General features: G+C 39.1%; 23 protein-coding genes. 8 read left to right on the forward strand and 15 right to left on the reverse strand.

Features of this window, described 5'->3' with window-relative positions; translation table 11 throughout:
- Positions 1-49: 49 nt before the first annotated feature.
- Positions 50-2,857, reverse strand: coding sequence for a DNA polymerase I (gene polA / locus AC04QZ_RS09005; protein ID WP_478357493.1), 2,808 nt, complete (start codon positions 2,855-2,857; stop codon positions 50-52).
- 159 nt (positions 2,858-3,016) lie between these two features.
- On the opposite strand from polA, the gene AC04QZ_RS09010 reads away from it, so the two are divergent.
- Positions 3,017-3,787 (forward strand): hypothetical protein, encoded by a 771-nt coding sequence (locus AC04QZ_RS09010; protein WP_478357494.1) that lies wholly within the window; start codon positions 3,017-3,019, stop codon positions 3,785-3,787.
- Positions 3,788-3,834: 47 nt separating this feature from the next.
- On the forward strand, positions 3,835-4,515 hold the full coding sequence (locus AC04QZ_RS09015) for a hypothetical protein (RefSeq protein WP_478357495.1): 681 nt from the start codon (positions 3,835-3,837) through the stop codon (positions 4,513-4,515).
- 61 nt (positions 4,516-4,576) lie between these two features.
- Here the strand turns inward: AC04QZ_RS09015 and AC04QZ_RS09020 are convergent, their stop codons facing one another.
- From AC04QZ_RS09020 to AC04QZ_RS09030, 3 genes are all read right to left on the reverse strand, one after another.
- Positions 4,577-5,164 carry a DNA-3-methyladenine glycosylase I gene (locus AC04QZ_RS09020; protein ID WP_478357496.1) on the reverse strand — a complete coding sequence of 196 codons (588 nt, stop codon included), beginning with the start codon at positions 5,162-5,164 and terminating at the stop codon, positions 4,577-4,579.
- 1 nt (position 5,165) lies between these two features.
- Complete coding sequence (locus AC04QZ_RS09025) at positions 5,166-5,528, reverse strand: four helix bundle protein (RefSeq protein WP_478357497.1); 363 nt, start codon at positions 5,526-5,528, stop codon at positions 5,166-5,168.
- Positions 5,529-5,612: 84 nt separating this feature from the next.
- Positions 5,613-5,954, reverse strand: coding sequence for a carboxymuconolactone decarboxylase family protein (locus tag AC04QZ_RS09030; protein ID WP_478357498.1), 342 nt, complete (start codon positions 5,952-5,954; stop codon positions 5,613-5,615).
- A gap of 51 nt (positions 5,955-6,005) precedes the next feature.
- On the opposite strand from AC04QZ_RS09030, the gene AC04QZ_RS09035 reads away from it, so the two are divergent.
- Positions 6,006-6,365 carry a hypothetical protein gene (locus AC04QZ_RS09035; protein WP_478357499.1) on the forward strand — a complete coding sequence of 120 codons (360 nt, stop codon included), beginning with the start codon at positions 6,006-6,008 and terminating at the stop codon, positions 6,363-6,365.
- On the opposite strand, the gene AC04QZ_RS09040 is transcribed toward AC04QZ_RS09035, so the two are convergent.
- Both AC04QZ_RS09040 and trmB read right to left on the reverse strand, forming a co-directional pair.
- On the reverse strand, positions 6,355-6,687 hold the full coding sequence (locus tag AC04QZ_RS09040; RefSeq protein ID WP_478357500.1) for an MGMT family protein: 333 nt from the start codon (positions 6,685-6,687) through the stop codon (positions 6,355-6,357). The genes AC04QZ_RS09035 and AC04QZ_RS09040 overlap by 11 nt on opposite strands.
- Positions 6,687-7,337 (reverse strand): tRNA (guanosine(46)-N7)-methyltransferase TrmB, encoded by a 651-nt coding sequence (gene trmB / locus AC04QZ_RS09045; RefSeq protein WP_086548201.1) that lies wholly within the window; start codon positions 7,335-7,337, stop codon positions 6,687-6,689. Before trmB ends, AC04QZ_RS09040 begins: the two co-directional genes overlap by 1 nt.
- Before the next feature lie 113 nt (positions 7,338-7,450).
- Between trmB and fcl the strand changes: the two genes are divergently transcribed.
- Positions 7,451-8,377, forward strand: coding sequence for a GDP-L-fucose synthase (gene fcl / locus AC04QZ_RS09050; RefSeq protein ID WP_478357501.1), 927 nt, complete (start codon positions 7,451-7,453; stop codon positions 8,375-8,377).
- A gap of 123 nt (positions 8,378-8,500) precedes the next feature.
- Entirely contained in the window at positions 8,501-9,433 is a 933-nt protein-coding gene (locus AC04QZ_RS09055) for a LysR substrate-binding domain-containing protein (RefSeq protein WP_478357502.1), read from the forward strand.
- 162 nt (positions 9,434-9,595) lie between these two features.
- On the opposite strand, the gene AC04QZ_RS09060 is transcribed toward AC04QZ_RS09055, so the two are convergent.
- The 5 genes from AC04QZ_RS09060 to AC04QZ_RS09080 form a co-directional block, all read right to left on the reverse strand.
- Positions 9,596-9,826 carry a hypothetical protein gene (locus tag AC04QZ_RS09060; protein ID WP_478357503.1) on the reverse strand — a complete coding sequence of 77 codons (231 nt, stop codon included), beginning with the start codon at positions 9,824-9,826 and terminating at the stop codon, positions 9,596-9,598.
- 38 nt (positions 9,827-9,864) lie between these two features.
- Complete coding sequence (locus tag AC04QZ_RS09065) at positions 9,865-10,326, reverse strand: hypothetical protein (RefSeq protein ID WP_086549451.1); 462 nt, start codon at positions 10,324-10,326, stop codon at positions 9,865-9,867.
- A gap of 98 nt (positions 10,327-10,424) precedes the next feature.
- The gene (locus tag AC04QZ_RS09070; protein WP_086548205.1) at positions 10,425-11,033 is read right to left on the reverse strand and encodes a superoxide dismutase; all 609 of its coding nucleotides are present in this window, start codon (positions 11,031-11,033) and stop codon (positions 10,425-10,427) included.
- Between the two features lie 209 nt (positions 11,034-11,242).
- A complete protein-coding gene (locus tag AC04QZ_RS09075; protein WP_086548206.1) occupies positions 11,243-11,710 on the reverse strand; it encodes a nucleoside deaminase in 468 nt (155 codons plus the stop codon).
- Positions 11,711-11,948: 238 nt separating this feature from the next.
- The gene (locus tag AC04QZ_RS09080) at positions 11,949-12,284 is read right to left on the reverse strand and encodes a tRNA-binding protein (protein ID WP_086548207.1); all 336 of its coding nucleotides are present in this window, start codon (positions 12,282-12,284) and stop codon (positions 11,949-11,951) included.
- Between the two features lie 190 nt (positions 12,285-12,474).
- Between AC04QZ_RS09080 and AC04QZ_RS09085 the strand changes: the two genes are divergently transcribed.
- From AC04QZ_RS09085 to AC04QZ_RS09095, 3 genes are all read left to right on the forward strand, one after another.
- Entirely contained in the window at positions 12,475-13,959 is a 1,485-nt protein-coding gene (locus AC04QZ_RS09085; RefSeq protein WP_478357504.1) for a xylulokinase, read from the forward strand.
- Positions 13,960-14,031: 72 nt separating this feature from the next.
- Positions 14,032-15,363 (forward strand): xylose isomerase, encoded by a 1,332-nt coding sequence (xylA, locus tag AC04QZ_RS09090; RefSeq protein ID WP_478357505.1) that lies wholly within the window; start codon positions 14,032-14,034, stop codon positions 15,361-15,363.
- A 263-nt stretch (positions 15,364-15,626) separates the two neighbouring features.
- A complete protein-coding gene (locus tag AC04QZ_RS09095; protein ID WP_086548210.1) occupies positions 15,627-17,303 on the forward strand; it encodes a sodium/sugar symporter in 1,677 nt (558 codons plus the stop codon).
- 549 nt (positions 17,304-17,852) lie between these two features.
- Here AC04QZ_RS09095 and AC04QZ_RS09100 read toward each other — a convergent pair.
- From AC04QZ_RS09100 to gldD, 4 genes are all read right to left on the reverse strand, one after another.
- Positions 17,853-18,233 (reverse strand): hypothetical protein, encoded by a 381-nt coding sequence (locus AC04QZ_RS09100; protein WP_086548211.1) that lies wholly within the window; start codon positions 18,231-18,233, stop codon positions 17,853-17,855.
- Position 18,234: 1 nt separating this feature from the next.
- On the reverse strand, positions 18,235-19,470 hold the full coding sequence (locus AC04QZ_RS09105; RefSeq protein ID WP_478357506.1) for an ABC transporter permease: 1,236 nt from the start codon (positions 19,468-19,470) through the stop codon (positions 18,235-18,237).
- 90 nt (positions 19,471-19,560) lie between these two features.
- Positions 19,561-20,199: an MBL fold metallo-hydrolase gene (locus tag AC04QZ_RS09110; protein WP_478357507.1), complete on the reverse strand. Its 639-nt coding sequence runs from the start codon at positions 20,197-20,199 to the stop codon at positions 19,561-19,563.
- Between the two features lie 43 nt (positions 20,200-20,242).
- Entirely contained in the window at positions 20,243-20,833 is a 591-nt protein-coding gene (gene gldD / locus AC04QZ_RS09115) for a gliding motility lipoprotein GldD (RefSeq protein ID WP_478357508.1), read from the reverse strand.
- Positions 20,834-20,886 lie beyond the last annotated feature (53 nt).

Raw genomic sequence — 20,886 nt, forward strand, 5'->3', positions numbered from 1 at the left:
TCCAATGGATATGAAGCAGCATACAATATACATGGAGAACGCTTTCATGTTAGTGTGCGGCCAACCAATTATCGCCCTCACCAATTTCTACCACGATCGGTACGGTCAATTTAATGGCATTGGCCATTTTATCCTGAATAATTGCTTTCATTGCTTCTTTTTCTGATCTCAGCACATCAAACACCAACTCATCATGCACCTGCATGGTCATGGTTGATTGTAAATTTTGTGCTTTCATCTCTTTATGGATATTGATCATGGCAATCTTGATCATATCAGCCGCAGAGCCTTGAATGGGCGCGTTGATGGCATTTCGTTCTGCAAAACCTCTTACCGTTTGGTTGGCAGAGTTAATGTCTCTTAAATAACGTCTTCTGCCCATTATCGTTTCTACAAATCCGTTCTCGCGGGCGAAGTTCATCGTATCACTCATGTAACGTTTAATACCCGGATATTGTGCAAAATATTGTTCAATGATTTCGGCAGCCTCTTTACGCGGAATACCTAAGTTTTGCGATAAACCAAAAGCAGACTGGCCGTAAATAATTCCGAAGTTAACGGCTTTGGCATTTCTACGCTGCGTTCCATCTACCTCTTCTATACTTACGCCATATACTTTTGCGGCTGTTGCGGTGTGGATATCGATTCCTTTATTAAAAGCATCCAGCATATTCTCTTCCTTACTGATTTCGGCAATAATGCGCAATTCTATCTGCGAATAATCGGCCGATAACAAGATGTGATTTTCATCCCTTGCAATAAAGGCTTTACGCACCTCTCTGCCACGCTCGGTACGAATCGGGATATTCTGCAAATTTGGATTGTTTGAGCTTAACCTTCCCGTTGCTGCAACAGCCTGATTGTAGGAAGTGTGCACCCTGCCGGTTTTAGGATTAACCATTAATGGCAATGCATCCACATAGGTTGATTTAAGCTTCTGTAACTGGCGGAAATCTAAAATATCCTGTACAATATCACTTTTACTGGCCAGAGCTAATAAAACATCTTCACCGGTTTGATACTGGCCTGTCTTCGTCTTTTTAGCTTTCGGATCGAGCTGAAGTTTATCGAATAAAACCTCTCCCAATTGTTTTGGCGAAGCCAGGTTAAATTTAATTCCAGCTTTGTCGTAAACATTCTGCTCAAACTTGATAATTTCGGTTTCGAGCTCTTTAGAATAGGCTTTTAAGGTTTCGATATCAATGCGGACACCTTCTTTTTCTATATCTGCCAAAACATAAACCAAAGGATTTTCAATTTCATCAGCTAATTTAGCTGCATTTAGTTCTTTTAATTTTGGCTCGAAGATATGTGCCAGCTGTAAAGTCACATCGGCATCTTCTGCGGCATAATCTACCACATCAATTACCGGTACATCGCGCATGTTGCCCTGGTTTTTGCCTTTTGCACCAATCAGTTTGGTAATGGAAATAGGCGAGTAACCAAGATAGTTTTCAGATAATACATCCATGCCATGGCGGGTATCAGGATCAATCAGGTAGTGGGCAAGCATGGTATCAAAGAGTTTACCTTTTACTTCTACGCCGTACCATTTCAGCACTAAAATATCGTATTTGGTATTCTGACCAATTTTTTCAATTTCTTCATTTTCCAATACCACCTTAAACTCATCAACAATAACCTGAGCTTCTTCTCTGGCCGCCGGAACGGGAATATAATAGCCTGTACCTGGTTTTATAGAGAAAGATAAACCAACTAAATCGGCCATGTTTGCATCGGTACCTGTGGTTTCCGTATCAAATGAGATCCGTTTTTCAGCCAGTAATAATTTAATCAAGTCTGCACGCTGCTCAGCAGTATCAACCAACTGATAATCGTGTTCGGTGTTTTCGATGGTTTTAGCCGGAAGCTTTTCTGCTGGTTCTTCTTCAAGCGTATTGGTATATTGAATGGCTTCCCCTGTCTGGTTACCGAACAAATCGGTCTGCGTACCTTCCTGAAAGCGCGCTGTAGTAACCGAAAATTCATCGCCAAACACCCTGCGGCCCAAAGTCCTGAATTCTAATTCGGTAAACAACGGCTCCAATAAATCGCGGCTAGGATCGCAGAGTTCTAAACTGGCCTCGTCCAGTTCAACGGGAACATCCAATAAAATCGTAGCCAGTTTTTTCGATATTAAACCTTGTTCAGCAAAATTTTCTACGTTTTCGCGTTGTTTCCCTTTTAACTCATGCGAATTTGCAATAATGTTCTCCATAGAACCATATTGTTTGATCAAAGCTTTCGCTGTTTTCTCGCCAATGCCTGGAATACCTGGAATATTATCTACTGCATCGCCCCATAAACCTAAAATATCAATAACCTGCAGCACATTTTCAATCTCCCATTTCGCTAATATTTCCTTTACCCCCAATATTTCCATATCGTTACCCATACGGGCAGGTTTGTAAATGAAAATATTTTCGGAAACCAATTGAGCAAAATCCTTATCAGGCGTCATACAGTAAACCTGGTAACCTTTTAGTTCAGCTTTTTTGGCTAGTGTACCAATAATATCATCGGCCTCGTAACCATCAGAGGTGATTACCGGAATATTAAAACCAGTGATTAACTTAATCACATAAGGCATGGCAGCTGCAAGGTCTTCGGGCATGGCCTGACGTTGTGCTTTATAAGCCTCAAAAGTTGTATGCCTTTCTGTTGGTGCCTCGGTATCGAAAACAACCGCAATGTGCGTTGGTTTTTCTTTCTTCAAAACATCTAACAAAGTATTGGTAAAGCCCATTACTGCTGATGTATTGATGCCTGTTGAGGTAAAACGAGGGTTTTTACTTAATGCAAAATGCGCCCTGTACATCAGCGCCATACCATCTAGGAGAAAGAGTTTTTTATTCATGTGATTACACCGGTTTAATGATTACACCGACAAATAGATTTATCGAGTGATAAAAGTAACCAAAGTTAGTCATATCACTAAAATGCTTTTTCAACAAAAAAAATAAATTTATTTATTGAAATCTCTTATTTTAAGCATCATCAAAATAAAAACGCTTTTATGAAAACTTGCTACACCTTAATTTTTTGCTTAATTGCCTGCTTAACCAAGGCTCAACTCCCATCTGATACCTTGATGACCTACATCACTTTCGAAAACCTAAAAGGACCTGATGATGCTTATGGCGCATCAATAGACCGGCCCATAGGCAGTGGGGCTTTTAAAAACATCAGCGACCGAGATAATTTAAAAGTAAGAATGGCCAAACTGGAAAATTCTTACCGCTGGCCAAATGGATCAAAAATCGATTTTACTAAAAGAAGTAGTCAGCATTCAAGTACTGGTATTGTAGATCGCTATACTTTGATAAATCCCGATTCAAAAGATACGCTATTCCTATTTGTTGATCCCTATAAAACCGATTCTACATTTTATATCCCCAAAGGATTGGTTGCGGTTAGCAAAGCGGTTCTGGCAAAAGAAATTGCAGTACAGCTAAAAGCAATTGATGATATTAATACCGCAAAAGATGCTTTTACCAAAGAACAGGAAAATATTAACAAGATTGCCAACTACATAGCCAGTAATGTAGGGCTGGTTAATTTTATTGACCGGGAAAACTTGCGTAAAGTGATGACTGATACGCAGGCTGATCCGGAGCTAAAGAATTACCTGTTTAAGCTTTATGTTTTGAATAAATTTTATGCATTGGGCAAAAACATCCCCAACACAAAAGCTTATGCCTTAAATAAAATGAAAGAATCATTTATTAATTTCCAAAAAGAACATCCTGATGTAGCAGCGGGCAATATCAAAATTAACCTGAATTAGTATGTTTTGGAATTAAGTTCCGTTATTTGTGAAAAGCAATTGATCAAATGAAATTTTTATTACCTGTTTTTCTTTTCTTGTTTACGCTAAATCAACTTTCAGCTCAGGATTTTATCGTTAAAAACAATGATGATGTCATCCGCGGGACGATAAAGGGAACCGATTATTTTTCTGTGTTTATCAGTGCCAATGATGAAGCGGATGTAATTTTGCCGGCAAAGGATGTTAAAAACTTCTTCTGGAACGGTGATAGTTTTGTAAGCAAGGGTTTTGCAAATGGACGAAACTTCGAATATCGTTTTGTTAAGATAATCGAAATGGGAACGGTTAATCTTTATTCTTTTGGCGGAGGCACACTGGTTCCTGAAGTGAAAGAGAAAAAAGTAAAATTCAGGCCATCGATTGGCATTGGTACCGGAACCGGCGGTTATGGGGGCATGGGCATGGGTGGAGGTATCAGCATCGGCGGCGGACGCAGCGCTGCACCAGAAAGACCAGCAGGAGCACCCGTTATCCGTTACTTTATTGAAAAGCCTGGTGCCGGACCTTTACAGGAAGTACCCATGAAAGCGATTACAGAGGACACCAAAAAGACGGAGGTTAAAAATATTCTATTGCAAAAAATCGGTGATCAGCCTGCCTTAAAAGCTAAAGTAGAAGCCGGGACAGATTTTAACAGCCGGGATGTAATTGAATGGGTTAAGGAGTATAATGCGACAAAGAAATAGCGCTAGGATTAACTGATTTCAGGATTGCGAAATCGCTTTTGACCAAATATTAAACTAAATTTTATCTTGCGCAACAGTTTAACAGGTGATCGTTTACCATTCCGGTTGCCTGCATGTGGGCATAACAGATGGTGGTACCGAAAAATTTAAAGCCCCGTTTTTTCATGTCTTTACTGATTTGGTCGGAGAGTTCAGTCCTTGGTGGAACATCGCTCATTTTTTCGATGTGATTTTGGATCGGTTTACCCCCAGGAACAAAACTCCACATGTATTTAGAGAAACTGCCAAATTCTTTCTGGATTTCAATAAACAGTTTGGCGTTGGTAATGGCTCCATTAATTTTTAAACGGTTGCGGATAATGCCCTCATCGTTCATTAAGCGTTCTACATCTTTTTCGGTAAAAGCAGCTACCTGGTTCACATCAAAATTGGCAAAGGCTTTACGATAGTTTTCTCTTCTTCGAAGTATGGTAATCCAGCTTAAACCAGCCTGAGCACCTTCCAGTATTAAAAACTCGAATAAGATTTTATCATCGTAAACAGGCTTCCCCCATTCTTCATCGTGGTATTTGATATAAAGCGGATCAGAGCCAGCCCAGGTGCAACGGGTTATTAAGTCCTTAGTCTTCAGTCCAGAGTCTTCAGTCATATTATGCGAATTTTGCAGGGTTGCTAATCATGAAATTTAATAATTTACTTATTTCCTCACATTGAGCATCCAGGTAATTGAATTTTTCTTCAGAAATATAATTACACGCAAGTGCTACATCTAACCAAACTTGCGTTTCGCCATTCTCCATATCAGCATCTGATAGCTTGCTAATAAAGTGATTTGGATATCTTCTTTTTTTATAGGCTTCACCAATACTGCTGCAAACAGATCTCGAAGATCTACGGATCTGATCAACCAAACTATACTGCTCTGATTTAGGGAAATCTTTCGTCAATGTAAAGATATCCATCAGGAGGGCGAATCCTTTTTTATAGGCTATTAATTCCCTAAACTTTCCCATCGTTTTTTAAAACTAATATAACAATTTGGGAAGAGAATGAGACTATAGACTTGGGACTAAAGACTATGGACTATGGACTATGGACTAAGCATTCAGCTCATCCCAATACTCCACAGCTCTTCTGTAATGCGGGATTACAATACTACCACCCACCAGATTGGCAATCATGAAAATTTCGTTCATCTCCTCATGGTTTACGCCGGCATCAAAACATTTACCCAAATGGTATTTAATGCAATCATCACAACGCAAAACCATTGAGGCTACCAGACCTAACATCTCTTTCGTTTTAACATCTAAAGCTCCATCAGCATAGGAGGTGGTATCCAGGGCAAAAAAACGTTTAATATTTGTGTTCGCCGTTTCCATTATCCTATCGTTCATTTTCTCACGATAGCCGTTAAATTCTTCTATAAGCTTTCCCATATTCTAAAATCTTTTTTAACTATTATTTGTTAGAGATATAAACATTTGATTATGAAAATGATATCTCCAAAATTTCATGCTGTTTTAGACTACCTATTAGTAATGCTTCTATTGGCTTCACCTGATGTTTTTGGCCTTTCTAAAACTGCTTCAACACTGGCATATGTGCTAGGCATTATTCATTTTTTATTAACAGTGAGCACTAACTTTAGTGGAGGCATTTTTAAAATTATTAACCTTAAACTTCATGGCCTTATCGAGTTTTTTGTCAGTATTGTTCTTGTCATTTTAGCCTTTACGCTTTTTAAAGGAAATTTAGTTGACGAAATTTTCTACGCCTGCCTGGGCTTATTGATTTTGATTATTTTTACCCTTACTGATTATAAGCGAAGTTTACCCGTTATATTGTAATTTCTTCCATCGGATTCCAGAATACCTTTTTAAAGTTAACCACCTTATCGTTCTTTACTTCAACGCCTTCGTTTCTTAACAATTTTTCCATTAATTCCGGAGGTTTGAAATGAAACTTCCCGGTCAGTAAACCACTACTGTTTACTACCCTGTGGGCTGGTACTTTGGGGTGGGCTGTTCCGGCATAAAGCATGGCATGCCCCACCATTCGTGATGATTTTGCTGCACCCAAACTTTTAGCGATGGCTCCATAAGAAGTTACCCTTCCCTTCGGAATTAACCGGGCAATCTCATAAACCTGTTCGTAAAAGTTGGTATCCATTATTCAAAAGAAAACTGAATATAATTAATATTTTTATCGTGTAGCAAGTATTTTTTCTCGTAATAGGTTTTGATCGACAATACCTCATCAACTAGATCAGAAGTATACAGATGATCGGTATTTTTATGTACAGGCAAGCCTAATTCTGCCACTTTTTCGCAAGTATAAGCATACAGTTGGTCGTTATCTGTTTTCAAATTAACGTTGCCTCCCGGTTTTAAAACAAGTTTATAACGGTTCAGGAATGCGGGAAAAGTCAACCTTTTTTTCTCACGGCTATCCTGTGGTTGCGGATCGGGGAAAGTGATCCAAATCTCATCAATTTCTCCTTCGTTAAAATAATCCAGTAAATTTTCAATCTGGATTCTTAAAAAAGCAACATTGTTAATTCCATCTTCAATAGCTGTTTTGGCCCCCCTCCAAATGCGGTTACCTTTATAATCAACGCCTATAAAGTTTTTTTCAGGGAACAGTCTGGCTAAATTTACCGAATATTCGCCTTTTCCACATGCCAACTCGAGCACAATGGGATTCGTATTTTTAAAATGTGCTGAAGCCCAGTTTCCCTTTAAAGCTTTTCCTTGTTCCAGTTGATATACGTTTGCAAATGTTTCGATTTCTGCAAAACGCCTAAGTTTATCTTTACCCAAAAGTTTTTTTTCTGCAAAAATACAATTAAATCAATAATCGAAGTTTCTTTTGCCAGAAAGATTACTGCCATTCTTATTTAGGAATCGTATTTTTGTAGCCTATAAAAAATACCGTGGAAAAAAACGCTAAAATATATGTTGCAGGCCATCGTGGCATGGTGGGTTCGGCTATTTACCGCAAACTGCAAAAAGAGGGTTATGAGCATATTGTAACTAAAACTTCCGGCGAATTAGATTTACGCAACCAACAGGCCGTTACAGATTTCTTTGCAGCAGAAAAACCAGACTACGTATTTCTTGCCGCAGCAAAAGTGGGTGGAATTGTAGCCAACAATACTTATCGCGCCGACTTTCTTTACGAGAATTTAGCCATACAAAATAATGTGATCCACAACGCTTATGTAAGCGGCGTTAAAAAACTCATGTTTTTGGGTTCGAGTTGCATTTACCCTAAAATGGCCCCACAGCCTTTAAAAGAAGATTACCTTTTAACCGGAACTTTAGAGCATACTAATGAGCCTTATGCCATTGCAAAAATTGCAGGCATCAAAATGTGTGATGCCTACCGCGATCAGTATGGCTGTAATTTTATCTCGGTAATGCCAACAAATCTGTATGGTTTTAATGATAACTATCACCCACAAAATTCGCATGTTTTACCTGCCTTGATCCGTAAGGTACATGAGGCAAAAGCAAACAACGAAAAAGAAGTTGTGGTTTGGGGATCGGGTTCACCCATGCGCGAATTTTTATTCGCCGATGATTTAGCCGATGCCTGTTATTTCTTAATGCAACACTATAACGAGCCGCACCTGATCAATATTGGTACCGGGCACGATTTAACCATTAAAGACCTGGCTTTATTGATTAAAGATGTTTTGGGCTTTGAAGGAAAATTGGTGTTTGATGCCACTAAACCCGATGGAACACCACGTAAATTAATGGACGTAAGCAAGCTCCACAATTTAGGCTGGAAACATAAAATCGAGCTCCCTGAGGGTATAGCTTTGGCTTATCAGGATTTCGAAAGCAGATATTAAAATAATGATTGAATGAGAGAAGGATTAAATCCGCTTCCATTCAATCACTCATTAATTTGCTCATTCCATAATTTTATATAGCTAGAATTTATATATTTGAAAATATAAATCAATTTTACCTATATGACTTTAGTTCAGCTAGAATATATTGTTGCTGTAGATACTTACAGAAGTTTTGTTACTGCTGCAGATAAATGTTTTGTAACGCAACCTACCTTAAGCATGCAGGTACAAAAACTGGAGGAACTGATTAGCGTTAAAATTTTCGATAGGAGCAAACAGCCTGTAAGCCCGACTGAAATTGGCGCCCAGATTATTGCCCAGGCCAGAATTATTTTACAGGAAAGCGGCAAGATTAAAGAACTCATCAGCAGTCAGCAGCAGGATGTTCTTGGTGAATTAAGAATAGGCGTTATCCCAACTGTTGCACCATATCTGCTGCCCGAAGTGATTTCGGCCATGCTGGATAAATATCCTGAACTAAAACTTTTAATCTGGGAATATACCACCGAAGATATTATTCACCACCTAAAAACAGGTGTATTGGATTGCGGCATTTTGGCCACGCCACTTACCGACCCGAACATTACCGAAACCCCACTATATTACGAAAACTTTGTAAGCTACATCAGCAAAAACAGCAAGCTTTACAAAAAGAAAGCAGTTGATGCCGAAGATTTGAATGACGAAAATATCTGGCTTTTAAACGAAGGTCATTGTATGCGCAATCAGGTATTGAATATTTGCCGTTCCACCAAAAACAACAGGTTACAAGGACTGGAATACAATACCGGTAGTGTAGAAACCCTAGTGCGCATGGTTGACTTAAACGGAGGTGCAACATTATTGCCTGAATTGGCCATAACCGAATTAAATGCAAAACAGACCAATAAAATCCGTCATTTTAAATCGCCTGAGCCTGTGCGCGAGATCAGTCTGGTCACACATAAAAACTTCATTAAAAAACGGATGCTTAATGCTTTAAAAGATGAGATTTTAGAAATTATCCCAAAAGCCATGAAGCAAAAAAAGAAAAAAGATATTGTTGGGATATAAGTTACAGCTTGCTTCACGATCGTCATTTCGGGCGGAGTGTAACGTAGCCGAGAACCACGTAGTGCTCAGCGAAGCTAAATCTATCCTAGATAGATCTCTCCATTCCACTGCGCTTCAGTCGAGATGACGACTTTTCTATAAAATTGATTATTCTACCGCATCTCAAACTAATTTCTTATCTCTATCTACATGTTCAGCTAATTTATAGCCTGCTGCAGCTGGATTTTTATCCTCTAAAAAGATCAAAATAATTAATGAAATGATGGGGATTAAAAAGGAAATGAAAAACCAGAACCAAAAATTCCGGCCTGTTCGTTTTGCCAAAAAACCTGCAAGTAATTGTGGCGACAATAGTAGTCCGAGTACAATTGTGCCTAAGATTATTTCGGGCATTTGTTATTGAATTAACCGATTACAAAAGCGCTAAATGCTTAAAGATCTTGTTTTTGTATTGGAGGTGCAGATAGCAATCCTTTAATATCGCTTTCCACTTCTTCCTCTTCGCCTTTTTTCTTTTTCTTGTTTTTCGCTTTTAAGCCTTTACCACTTAAACGTTCCTCAATGATTTTGTCATATTCGGTTTGTTGCTCTGGTCTTAAAACATTGCGGATATTTTTTGAGGTTTCGTTCTGGAGTTTATAGAATTTATCTACATCCTCTTCACGTGAGTTGCCTGCCTGTTGTCTTTTAATTAAATCAGCCTGTTCTTTAGCCTGGTTGTAGGTAAAGCTGTAGATTACGCTTTTTTGTGTTCCATTCAGTTTTAACCGCTTATCCAGATCCTCCACATTCTTCTGTGCAATTTCCGTTGGAGTTGGTACTTTATTCTGTTGTGCACGCACCAATCCATTTACACCAACAATAATTAAAAATAAAATTACAAGCCTTTTCATTTCGAACATTTTATACCTGCGAAGTTACTTAATTATCTTAAAACAAGAAAGTCCCGATTTACATCGGGACTTCTCTCAAATTTTATTGAATGTTTTGCTTATAAAGCTTTTTTGTAAAGCTCAGCAACTGCATCCCAGTTAATTACATTCCAGATTGCTGCTAAATAATCAGGGCGTTTGTTCTGGTATTTTAAGTAATATGCGTGTTCCCAAACATCGATACCTAAAATTGGTGTTCCTTTAACTTCAGCAACATCCATTAAAGGGTTATCCTGGTTTGGTGTAGAAGAAACCTGAAGTTTTTTATCAGCACCAACTGATAACCAGGCCCAGCCAGAACCAAAACGGGTAGCACCAGCTTCTTGTAATTTAGTTTTAAGATCAGCAAACGAACCAAAAGTTTCGTTAATTGCTTTAGCTAAATCGCCAGTTGGCTCACCACCTTTATTTGGGCCTAAAATGTTCCAGAATAAAGAGTGATTATAGTGGCCACCACCATTGTTTCTAACAGCAGCAGGGAATTTTGAAATGTGTTTTACAATTTCCTCGATGCTCGAAGTCGCCTCTGCTTTACCCTCTAACGCTTTGTTTAGGTTGGTAACGTAAGCTTGATGGTGTTTATCATGGTGGATTTCCATGGTAGTTTTATCAATATGCGGTTCTAATGCATCGGTTGCGTAATGTAACGCAGGTAATTCAAAAGCCATAATGTTTTATGTTTAAAGATTTAAAAATGTTTCTTGTAGCAAATATAACATTAGAACGTTAAGATTTGTTCATGTTATTATCATCAAATCGTTTTCTGTGTATTGTTGTAAAGCCGGGAGGATTAAAAAGCTGTAAGGTTCAGGGCGATAGCCAAGTGGTTTTTAATGAAAAAATTGATCTTTAGTCAATCGTTGATGGTCAATCTCCTCTACCGCTTCTTCGCAAAAAAATCTTTCATCAGCGTGGCACATTCTTCCGCCATTACACCTCCTTTTAATACGGTTTTAGGATGAAGCAGGTTTGCATTTTTGGAGATAAAGCCTCTTTTTTCTTCGCGGGCCCCATAAACAATACGACCAATCTGTGTCCAATAACTTGCACCGGCGCACATTACACAAGGCTCGATGGTTACATATAAGGTGCAATCCCTTAAATATTTTCCGCCAATGGTTTGGGCAGCAGAAGTAAAGGCCTGCATTTCGGCATGTGCGGTTACATCATTAAAGCGTTCAGTTAAATTATAACCCCGGCCAATAATCCTGTTTTTACTGACCACGATAGCGCCGATCGGAATCTCATCATCAGCCAAAGCTTTTTTCGCTTCTTCCAAAGCCAATTTCATATAATGGATATCTTCTTCTTCGGGATCGGTATTTTCGAAATTGTAAAAACTCATGAAGCAAATATAGGCTAACACTTCCGAAGTTTAATACGGCAAAGTGCTGGGTATCTTCAAAGGTCTAGAGCAAACACTTTAATCAGGACTATTTTAGCATGGCCTGGAAAATAACTAGCTTATTTTCCCGCAGATAGGCACTGATGGAAACCGCAGATCAAACAGATTTAAAATTGCTTAAGAAAATCTGCGTTTCTTATCCTTTTAAATCTGCGGGAAATAGGAAAACGTGTGCAAACTAGACCAACTTACTCCCGTTAGGCACTTTACTTTGCACAGCTGTTAATACGATATCGCCGTTTTCATCGGCAAAACCAGTAACTAAAAATTCGGACATAAATTTGCCGATCTGTTTTTTCGGGAAATTAATTACCCCCACAATCTGTTTTCCAGGCAATTCTTCCAATGTATAATGTTTGGTAATTTGTGCACTGCTCATTTTAATGCCGAATTCACCAAAGTCTACCTTTACTTTGTAGGCTGGCCTTCGGGCTTCAGGAAATTCGAAGGCTTCTAAAATGGTGCCCACTCTTAATTCTACCTTTTCGAAATCGCCCCACGTAATCTGTTCCATAAATAATTAATGTATTAATGGCAAAAATATAAATTATTAGATAATTCGTCTTCGTTCCAAAATAAGGCAGGTTACATTTCAAATGACTGCATTCAATTCAACAGATTTGATAAAAAATTTGCGATTGATATTTTTCAGGCTATCTTTATGCAACCGTTTGCATAACCAGATATTAAAAGAACATTAAAGCATGTATTTATTAGGGATTGATTTAGGTACCTCATCTATAAAGGTTGCCGTTGTTGATGCAGCTACACAAAGAAATGTAGCCACCGCTCAGTATCCGGAAGAGGAAACGGCCATCAAATCTTTACAATCGGGCTGGGCAGAACAATCGCCTAACGATTGGTGGCAAAATGTGCAGCAGGCCATCTTCAAATTAAATTCGACAGGCTTATTTGATCCGAAAGAAATTAAAGCCATTGGTATTGCGTACCAAATGCACGGGCTGGTTGTTGTAGATAAAAACCAGGAGGTACTCCGCGATAGTATTATCTGGTGTGACAGCAGGGCAGTGGAGCTAGGTAATGGTGCTTTTGAGGCGATTGGACACGAAAAATCGTTAAAACATTTATTAAACTCTCCCGGCAACTTTACGGCATCAAAACTGGCCTGGGTAAAAACAAACGAACCAGACATCTACAGCCGTATCGATAAAATAATGTTACCCGGCGATTTTATCGCGATGAAATTAACCGGAGAAATTACAACCAGTATTTCTGCATTATCGGAAGGCATTTTTTGGGATTTTGAAAACCACGAAATTTCTAAAGATGTAATGAATTATTATGGCATTTCGGTCGATCTTATTCCAACCGTAAAACCTTTATTTTCGGAACATGGCCATTTAAAAGCCGACATTGCCAATTCCTTGGGTTTACAAACTGGGATTCCGGTTGCTTATAAATCCGGCGATCAGCCCAACAATGCGCTTTCGCTAAATGTATTAAAACCAGGCGAAGTTGCCGCTACAGCCGGCACATCTGGTGTAATTTATGGGGTAAGCGACGGTCTTACTTACGATAAACAATCGAGGGTGAATACCTTTGCCCATGTAACCTATACGGAGGAGCAAAAACACACCGGTGTTTTACTTTGCATTAATGGCACCGGCAGCATGTACCGTTGGGCAAAACATAATTTCGCACCACAATCTACTTACGCAGAACTGAATAACCTGGCATCTAAAGCACCAATAGGTAGTAACGGTTTAAAAGTACTTCCATTCGGAAACGGTGCCGAACGAATGTTAAATAATAAATATACCGGGGGCCAGTTATTGGGTATTGATTTAAACCGCCACAATCCATCAGATATTTTCAGGGCAGTACAGGAAGGGATTGCCTTCTCTTTCCGTTATGGGCTGGATATTATGCGCGAAAACAGCATGAAACCTAAAGTAATCAGGGCCGGAAGGGCCAACCTTTTTTTAAGTGATGTATTTGCACAAACTTTTGTAGATGTGACCGGCATTCCGGTAGAACTTTACGAAAACGACGGTAGCGTAGGCGCAGGCATAGGTGCAGGTATAGGTGCGGGGATTTTTAAAAGTGCAGAAGAGGCTTTCAGCCACCACGAAGTAATTAAAACTTTAATGCCTCAACATTCGGCAGTATATGAACCAATCTACCAGGATTGGAAAGAAATATTAGAGAAACAGTTAGCAATGGGTTAGTGGCTGATCGTCCATAGCCAGATCGGCTATGAACTATTGACCAAGCAACCATCAACCAAAAAACAAAAACACATGACAAAAGTAGTAACAGGAGCAACGGAATTTTTCAAAGGCATTGAACAGATCAAATTTGAAGGTCTGGCAAGCGATAATCCATTAGCATTTAGATGGTATGATGCCAACAAAGTAGTAGCAGGCAAAACCATGAACGAACATTTTAAATTTGCCTGTGCCTATTGGCATTCGTTCAATGGAAACGGTGCTGATCCTTTTGGTGGTGCAACGCACATTTTTCCCTGGGATGAAAAGAAGGATGCAGTAGAAAGGGCAAAAGATAAAATGGATGCAGCCTTTGAGTTTATCACTAAAATGCAGATCCCTTATTATTGTTTCCATGATGTGGATGTGGTAGATTATAGCGATGATATTGCCGAAAACGAACGCAGGTTACAGGCCCTTGTTGAATATGCCAAACAAAAACAGGCTGATAGCGGCGTAAAACTGTTATGGGGAACCGCCAATTTATTCAGCCATAGGCGTTACATGAATGGTGCGTCGACCAATCCCGATTTCCATGTACTGGCACACGGGGCAGCACAGGTTAAAGCAGCTTTAGATGCTACCATTGCCCTTGGTGGCGAAAATTATGTTTTCTGGGGAGGAAGAGAAGGTTATATGAGCTTATTGAACACCAACATGAAACGTGAGCAGGAACATTTGGCAAAATTTTTACATACCGCCAAAGATTATGCACGCAAACAGGGTTTCAAGGGAACATTCTTCATTGAACCGAAACCATGCGAGCCCTCTAAACACCAATATGATTACGATGCAGCAACGGTAAAAGGCTTTTTACAACAATACGATCTGTTAGCCGATTTCAAACTAAATTTAGAAGTGAACCACGCTACCCTGGCCGGTCATACTTTCCAGCATGAATTACAGGTTGCCGTAGATAATGGCTTATTAGGTTCTATCGACGCTAACCGTGGCGATTACCAGAACGGCTGGGATACCGATCAGTTCCCGAACGATATTAACGAACTAACGGAAACCATGTTAATCATCTTAGAAGGTGGCGGCTTACAGGGCGGAGGTGTAAACTTCGATGCGAAAATCCGCCGTAACTCTACTGATCCGAAAGACCTATTCTATGCACATATAGGTGGCATGGACATCTTCGCAAGGGCATTAATCACTGCAGATGCCATTCTTCAAAAATCTGACTACAAAAAAATAAGGACCGAGCGTTACGCTTCATTTGATAGCGGAAAGGGCGCCGAATTTGAACAAGGCAAACTAAGTTTAGAGGACCTGAGAAATTACGCTGCAGAAAACGGCGAACCAGCGGTACTTAGCGGAAAGCAGGAATACCTGGAAAACCTGATCAACAGGTATATTTAAAATTAAAAATCCTGCTCTGGTCTGTGTCCGCACAGGCCACCAGGCTTTAATTTAGAACGATCTGTAGAGACACAGACTCACATCGGTAAAAAATTTATTTCTCAGCACCTTCGGGTTCTTCTTTGCATTCAGAATGACAGCAAGAAGTGAATATTCAAATTAATAAACGTCATTTTAACATTTTTTAATTTAAAAAAAAGCGGAGATTAATTTATGATTTTACTACATTTAGATTTCGAAACCAAATAACCGCTATTATATTAATGAAAAACAATTTATTGGACACGAAGGATTACATTGTATTTGCAATCTACTTCGTTATTGTGGCTGCTTACGGTCTGTACATCTACAACAAGAAAAAATCCGCATCCACAGGCTCAAAAGATTATTTCTTAGCTGAAGGTTCACTTACATGGTGGGCAATCGGAGCATCTTTAATCGCCTCTAATATTTCTGCAGAGCAGTTTATCGGCATGAGCGGATCGGGCTTTAAGATGGGATTGGCAATTGCAACTTACGAGTGGATGGCTGCCCTTACACTGGTTATTGTTGCTGTTTTTTTTATTCCGGTTTACCTGAAGAACAAAATTGCCACAATGCCTCAGTTCTTACACCAACGTTACAACGGAACGGTGGCCATGATTATGGCTGTATTCTGGTTATTGTTATACGTAGTGGTAAACTTAACTTCAATCCTTTACTTAGGTGCTTTAGCTGTTAGCAGTATCTCTGGATTCGATTTAACCTTTTGTATGTATGCCATTGCAGCTTTTGCCATTGTAATTACACTAGGTGGAATGAAAGTAATTGGTTATACCGATGTGATTCAGGTATTTTTCTTAATTCTGGGCGGTTTGGCCACAACATACCTGGCCTTAAACCTGGTTTCTACGCATTATGGTACCTCAGGTATTTTCGAAGGCTATAGCCTGATGACCTCAAAAGCATCAGAACATTTTCACATGATCTTAAAACCTGACAATGAGAATTACATTGATTTACCAGGACTAAGCGTATTAGTAGGTGGTATGTGGATTGTAAACCTTAACTATTGGGGTTGTAACCAGTACATCACGCAACGTGCTTTAGGTGCAGATTTAAAAACGGCCCGTGGTGGTATTTTGTTTGCGGCGTTCTTAAAGTTATTAATGCCGATTATTGTGGTATTACCAGGTATTGCTGCTTATGTATTGTATAAAGACGGCGCTTTCCAATCGGAGATGTTGCAGGATGGATCTGTTAATCCGGATCGTGCTTACCCGGTTTTGTTAAACTTATTACCTGCCGGATTAAAAGGTTTATCGTTTGCGGCATTAACTGCAGCGGTTGTAGCCTCATTAGCGGGTAAAGCAAACAGTATTGCAACCATTTTTACATTAGATATTTATAAAAAAGTATTAAAAACTGATGCTTCTGAAAAGAACCTCGTTTTTACAGGTAAAATTGCCGTAGTTGTAGCCATGGTATTGGGTGTTGTTATTGCACCATACTTAGGTATCGATAAAAAAGGCGGATTCCAGTATATCCAGGAGTATACAGGTTTTGTGTCTCCAGGTATATTTGCCATGTTTATTCTTGGTTTCTTCTGGAAAAGAGCTACCTCAAACGCGGCGCTTTTCGCCACTGTTGGTGGTTTCGGATTATCCTTATTATTAAAGGTTCTACCTACATGGACCGATCTTTCCTGGCTATCAGGAATGGGCTTCTCAGTTAAAAACGGAGTTGGTGTTTACGAAATTCCTTTCTTAGATAGAATGGGTTTTGTATTCGTATTCTGTGTGATTGGTATGGTCATTATCAGTTTGTTCGAAAACAGAAATGGTGTTAATCCAAAAGGTCTGGAAATCGATTCGAAAATGTTCAAAACCACCACAGGTTTTGCTGTTGGCTCGTTAATTATTATCGGTTTATTGGTTGCCCTTTACAGTGTATACTGGTAGGAAATATCTTTTTATTATAATTTCTAAAGCTTTTCTGGAAACAGGAAAGCTTTTTTTGTTTAGGTAAGTTTTGTTAGACGGCGCATAAAAATAGAAATTTGCTGTCTTTTGGAAAGCAGGTACAGTAGCATTAGGCAATGACAGTCCTGCTCTCCATTCTTTCTGATGTTAATGTAGTGCCGATTTATCGGTATAGGATCAGAACCACTCCGATCAGGTTTAGGTGGCTAAGAAGGTGCAACTATTTGTGGCTGCAGGGCGTAGCGAATTACGCGATGAGACCCAAACCATTAATAGCTGTAGAAAAACGCGTTAATTAGCCCTTATTGAAGGGGATGCCGATTTTTCATCGGCAGGAGCGGAAAGCAGGACTATAGCAACCGATAAGCACTACGATTGCGCTTCAACAAAAAAATATTTAATCGCAACACCTTGATTCGTGGAGACACGAACCAAGGTGTTTGCGAGTGTTTTTAATAGCAAAAGGGATGCTGACCACACGATAGGAATCTTCGGGACAGCATGACGACTCCTATAGGTTTGAATGAATTATTGCGAACAAGGTCCGTCAGGGATTTCTTTACTGATTTTAAGCACTTTCATCACCACTAAAGTAGAATCGAAATCAGGAGAAACCGTAGCGGTATCAGATTTAGCAAAATAACCTTCTAATTCCACATATACAGGCTCGTAAGGCTTTTCGAAGCCCAGGTTGCTATAAGCCAGTTCTAAGTTTTTTACACTGTCGGTAACCCAATATTCACGTCCGTCTTCGCATAAGGTAAACGACTTCATTTCAGGGCCAAAACTATATAAACCTTTAACCGTTTTCAGATTACTTTTTTCTCCCTCGGCTTTATCGTTTCTACAAGCTGTAGCGGCTACGCCAAGGAGCACAACGAGTACAATTGCTTGTTTAAATAACTTCATTTTATATAGTTTGATTAATTTGATCTATCTTTTTAACACTTAAATTGGATGACAAAGCAGATGCCAAAAATGAGAAGATGCCTACTGTAACAAAAACTAAAACAAAATCTTTCCATTTTAATCCGATTGGATAAGAACTTACCAGCGTTTTGTTTACTTCATCGCCCATTTTGATAAAACCATAGGTGTGCTGAAAATAATAAAATATGAGGCCAATAATTAAGCCCAGCACACAGCCAGACATGGTGATCATCATGCCCTCAAATAAAAATATACGTTTGATTAATTTCTTACCTGCGCCCAAACTGCTCAGAATGGCTACATCCTTTACCTTATCGATTACTAACATGGTTAACGACCCTATGATATTAAATATAGCAATAATCAGGATAAAAGTAAGAATAATATAAACGGCCCATTTTTCGGTATTTAAAATGTGGTAGAGCGATTTATTTTGCTCGGCCTGATTTCTGACCTCATAATCTTTACCTGCTTTTTCGATTACCTCTTTTTGAAAATCATCTACATCAACGCCAGGCTGGAGATTGATCTCTATTGCAGACACTTTTTTATCTTCGCCCAAAAGTTCACGCGCAAAATTTAAGGGTACAATAATGCCATTGTCGAAATCTTGCTGTACTTCGAAAACACCGCTTACCCGAATGTTCTTCACCACAAAATCGTCGGCCGGGTTTAAGGTATTGGCTGCGATATCTTTCTTTGGCGAATAAATCTCTAATTCCGTAAAGGGATCAACCGTATTTACCGCTAAATAACTCTGCAGGGCAGACCCAATTACCGCATTATCGCCGCTTCTGTTATGCAATATAAAGTGGCCTTCTTTAATGGTGCTGTCTAATTTGGCATTTTTCAAATAATCCAAACTTACTCCTTTAACCATTCCAACGGCCTGTTTGTTGTTGTATTTTAGTAATGCATTTTCCTGCAGCACCTCGGTAAAAGCGGCCACGTCTTTATTTTTTCTGAGCGCATTAAAATAAGTTGTATTTGGATCAAAAGTTTTCCCTTTAACCGGGGTAATGGCTATTTGGGGGGTAATGGTATCAAACATGTTTAATACCACAGTTTCTAAACCGTTAAATACCGAAAGGATAATAATTAATGCAGCACTACCAACCATTACACCTACCATTGATATACCCGATATCAGGTTAATGGCATTGGTTGATTTTTTGGCAAAAAGATACCTTTTGGCAATATAAAACGATGTATTCACAGCGGCAAAGATAGTTAAAATGTAAGATGGATGAGGTAAGACGGAAGCTGTATGTAAAACCATTTTACATATTCAATCTTACATTTTACATCAAAAAAATGGGTTATGTTGTTTTTCAAAACCAATGCTTGTGGCTGGTCCGTGGCCAGGATAAACTTTGGTTTCATCAGGTAAGACAAACAGTTTATCGGAAATGTTTTGGATTAATTGCTGATGATTACCTCCCGGCAAATCGGTACGCCCAATGCTACCGTAAAAAAGCACATCACCACCTATTAAAATATGATCGGCCGCACTGTAAAAACAAAGGTGCGCTGGTGAATGCCCCGGAGCAAAAATTAGGGTAAGTGTGCTATTGCCAAAAGAAACAGTTCCTGTTTCGGGCAAAAAGGTATCCGGCAAGGGAGATATAGCATAACGGGTAAAACCCATTGATGGTGCATAACCGGGAACGGCATTTAAAATGGGTAGTTCGCCCTGATGAAACTGTGGTTTTAAACCATAGGTTTCGAACACAAATTTATTGCCGAAAACATGATCGAGATGGCAATGTGTATTGAGCAGCAAAACCGGTTTTAAATCTTCATTTTTAATGAAAGCGGCTAATTCATTTTGCTCAAAACCCTCGTACATACCCGGATCGATAATAACACATTCTTTGGTTTCATCGTAAAGCACATAGGTATTTTCGCTGTAAGCGTTAAAGGTGAAGGTTTTTATGGTAATCATAAGTTTTAGAAAAAATCCTGCTTCCAGGATAACAAATAATAAATTAATTTTTCCACCTGAAGGTAGAAATCAGGGTATCGATATCCTTTTTAATAAACTTAACAACGGGTTCAATGGAATCGTATTGCGGACGTTCATTAAAATATAAAGCCCCTCTAAAATAATGTTTAGCGCTATCGGTTAAAAAAAACTGGACAGAAGAAGCTGTGTTTCCTTCAATGGCATAATAAATACCATAAACCTGGTGTTCAGGGTAATTGATGAGCTTCTGATCAATTGCACTTGCTTTTATCGTGTGTTTAAAGGCCAGTTTTCGGGCATCTTCTACCATTTCATCATATTCGCCTTTACCCGAAACATCGTAATAAGTTAAATGCAAAAAGCCATTAAACTGCTTAAAGTGCAAATTGTACCAGTTTTTTTGGGCATCGCGACTTTGATCCTGCTCTACCACTGCATAAGTTGGATATTCGAAAGTAAAAGGAACTGGCTTGGTAAATGTGGTGTAGTCTTTTTTAGGGAATACAATCCTGAAATATGCTTTTGGCTTTGGACTATAATCGTGGTTCTGACAAGCTGTTAGGAACAAAAGCAGGACAAAAGGTAAAAGAATAATCAATTGTTTTAATTTCATAACATTCTATCAAAGATTGCCTGCCTGCTGCAGCGGGCTTTGTCGTTCCTCCA

The sequence above is a fragment of the Pedobacter folensis genome (assembly GCF_056490665.1).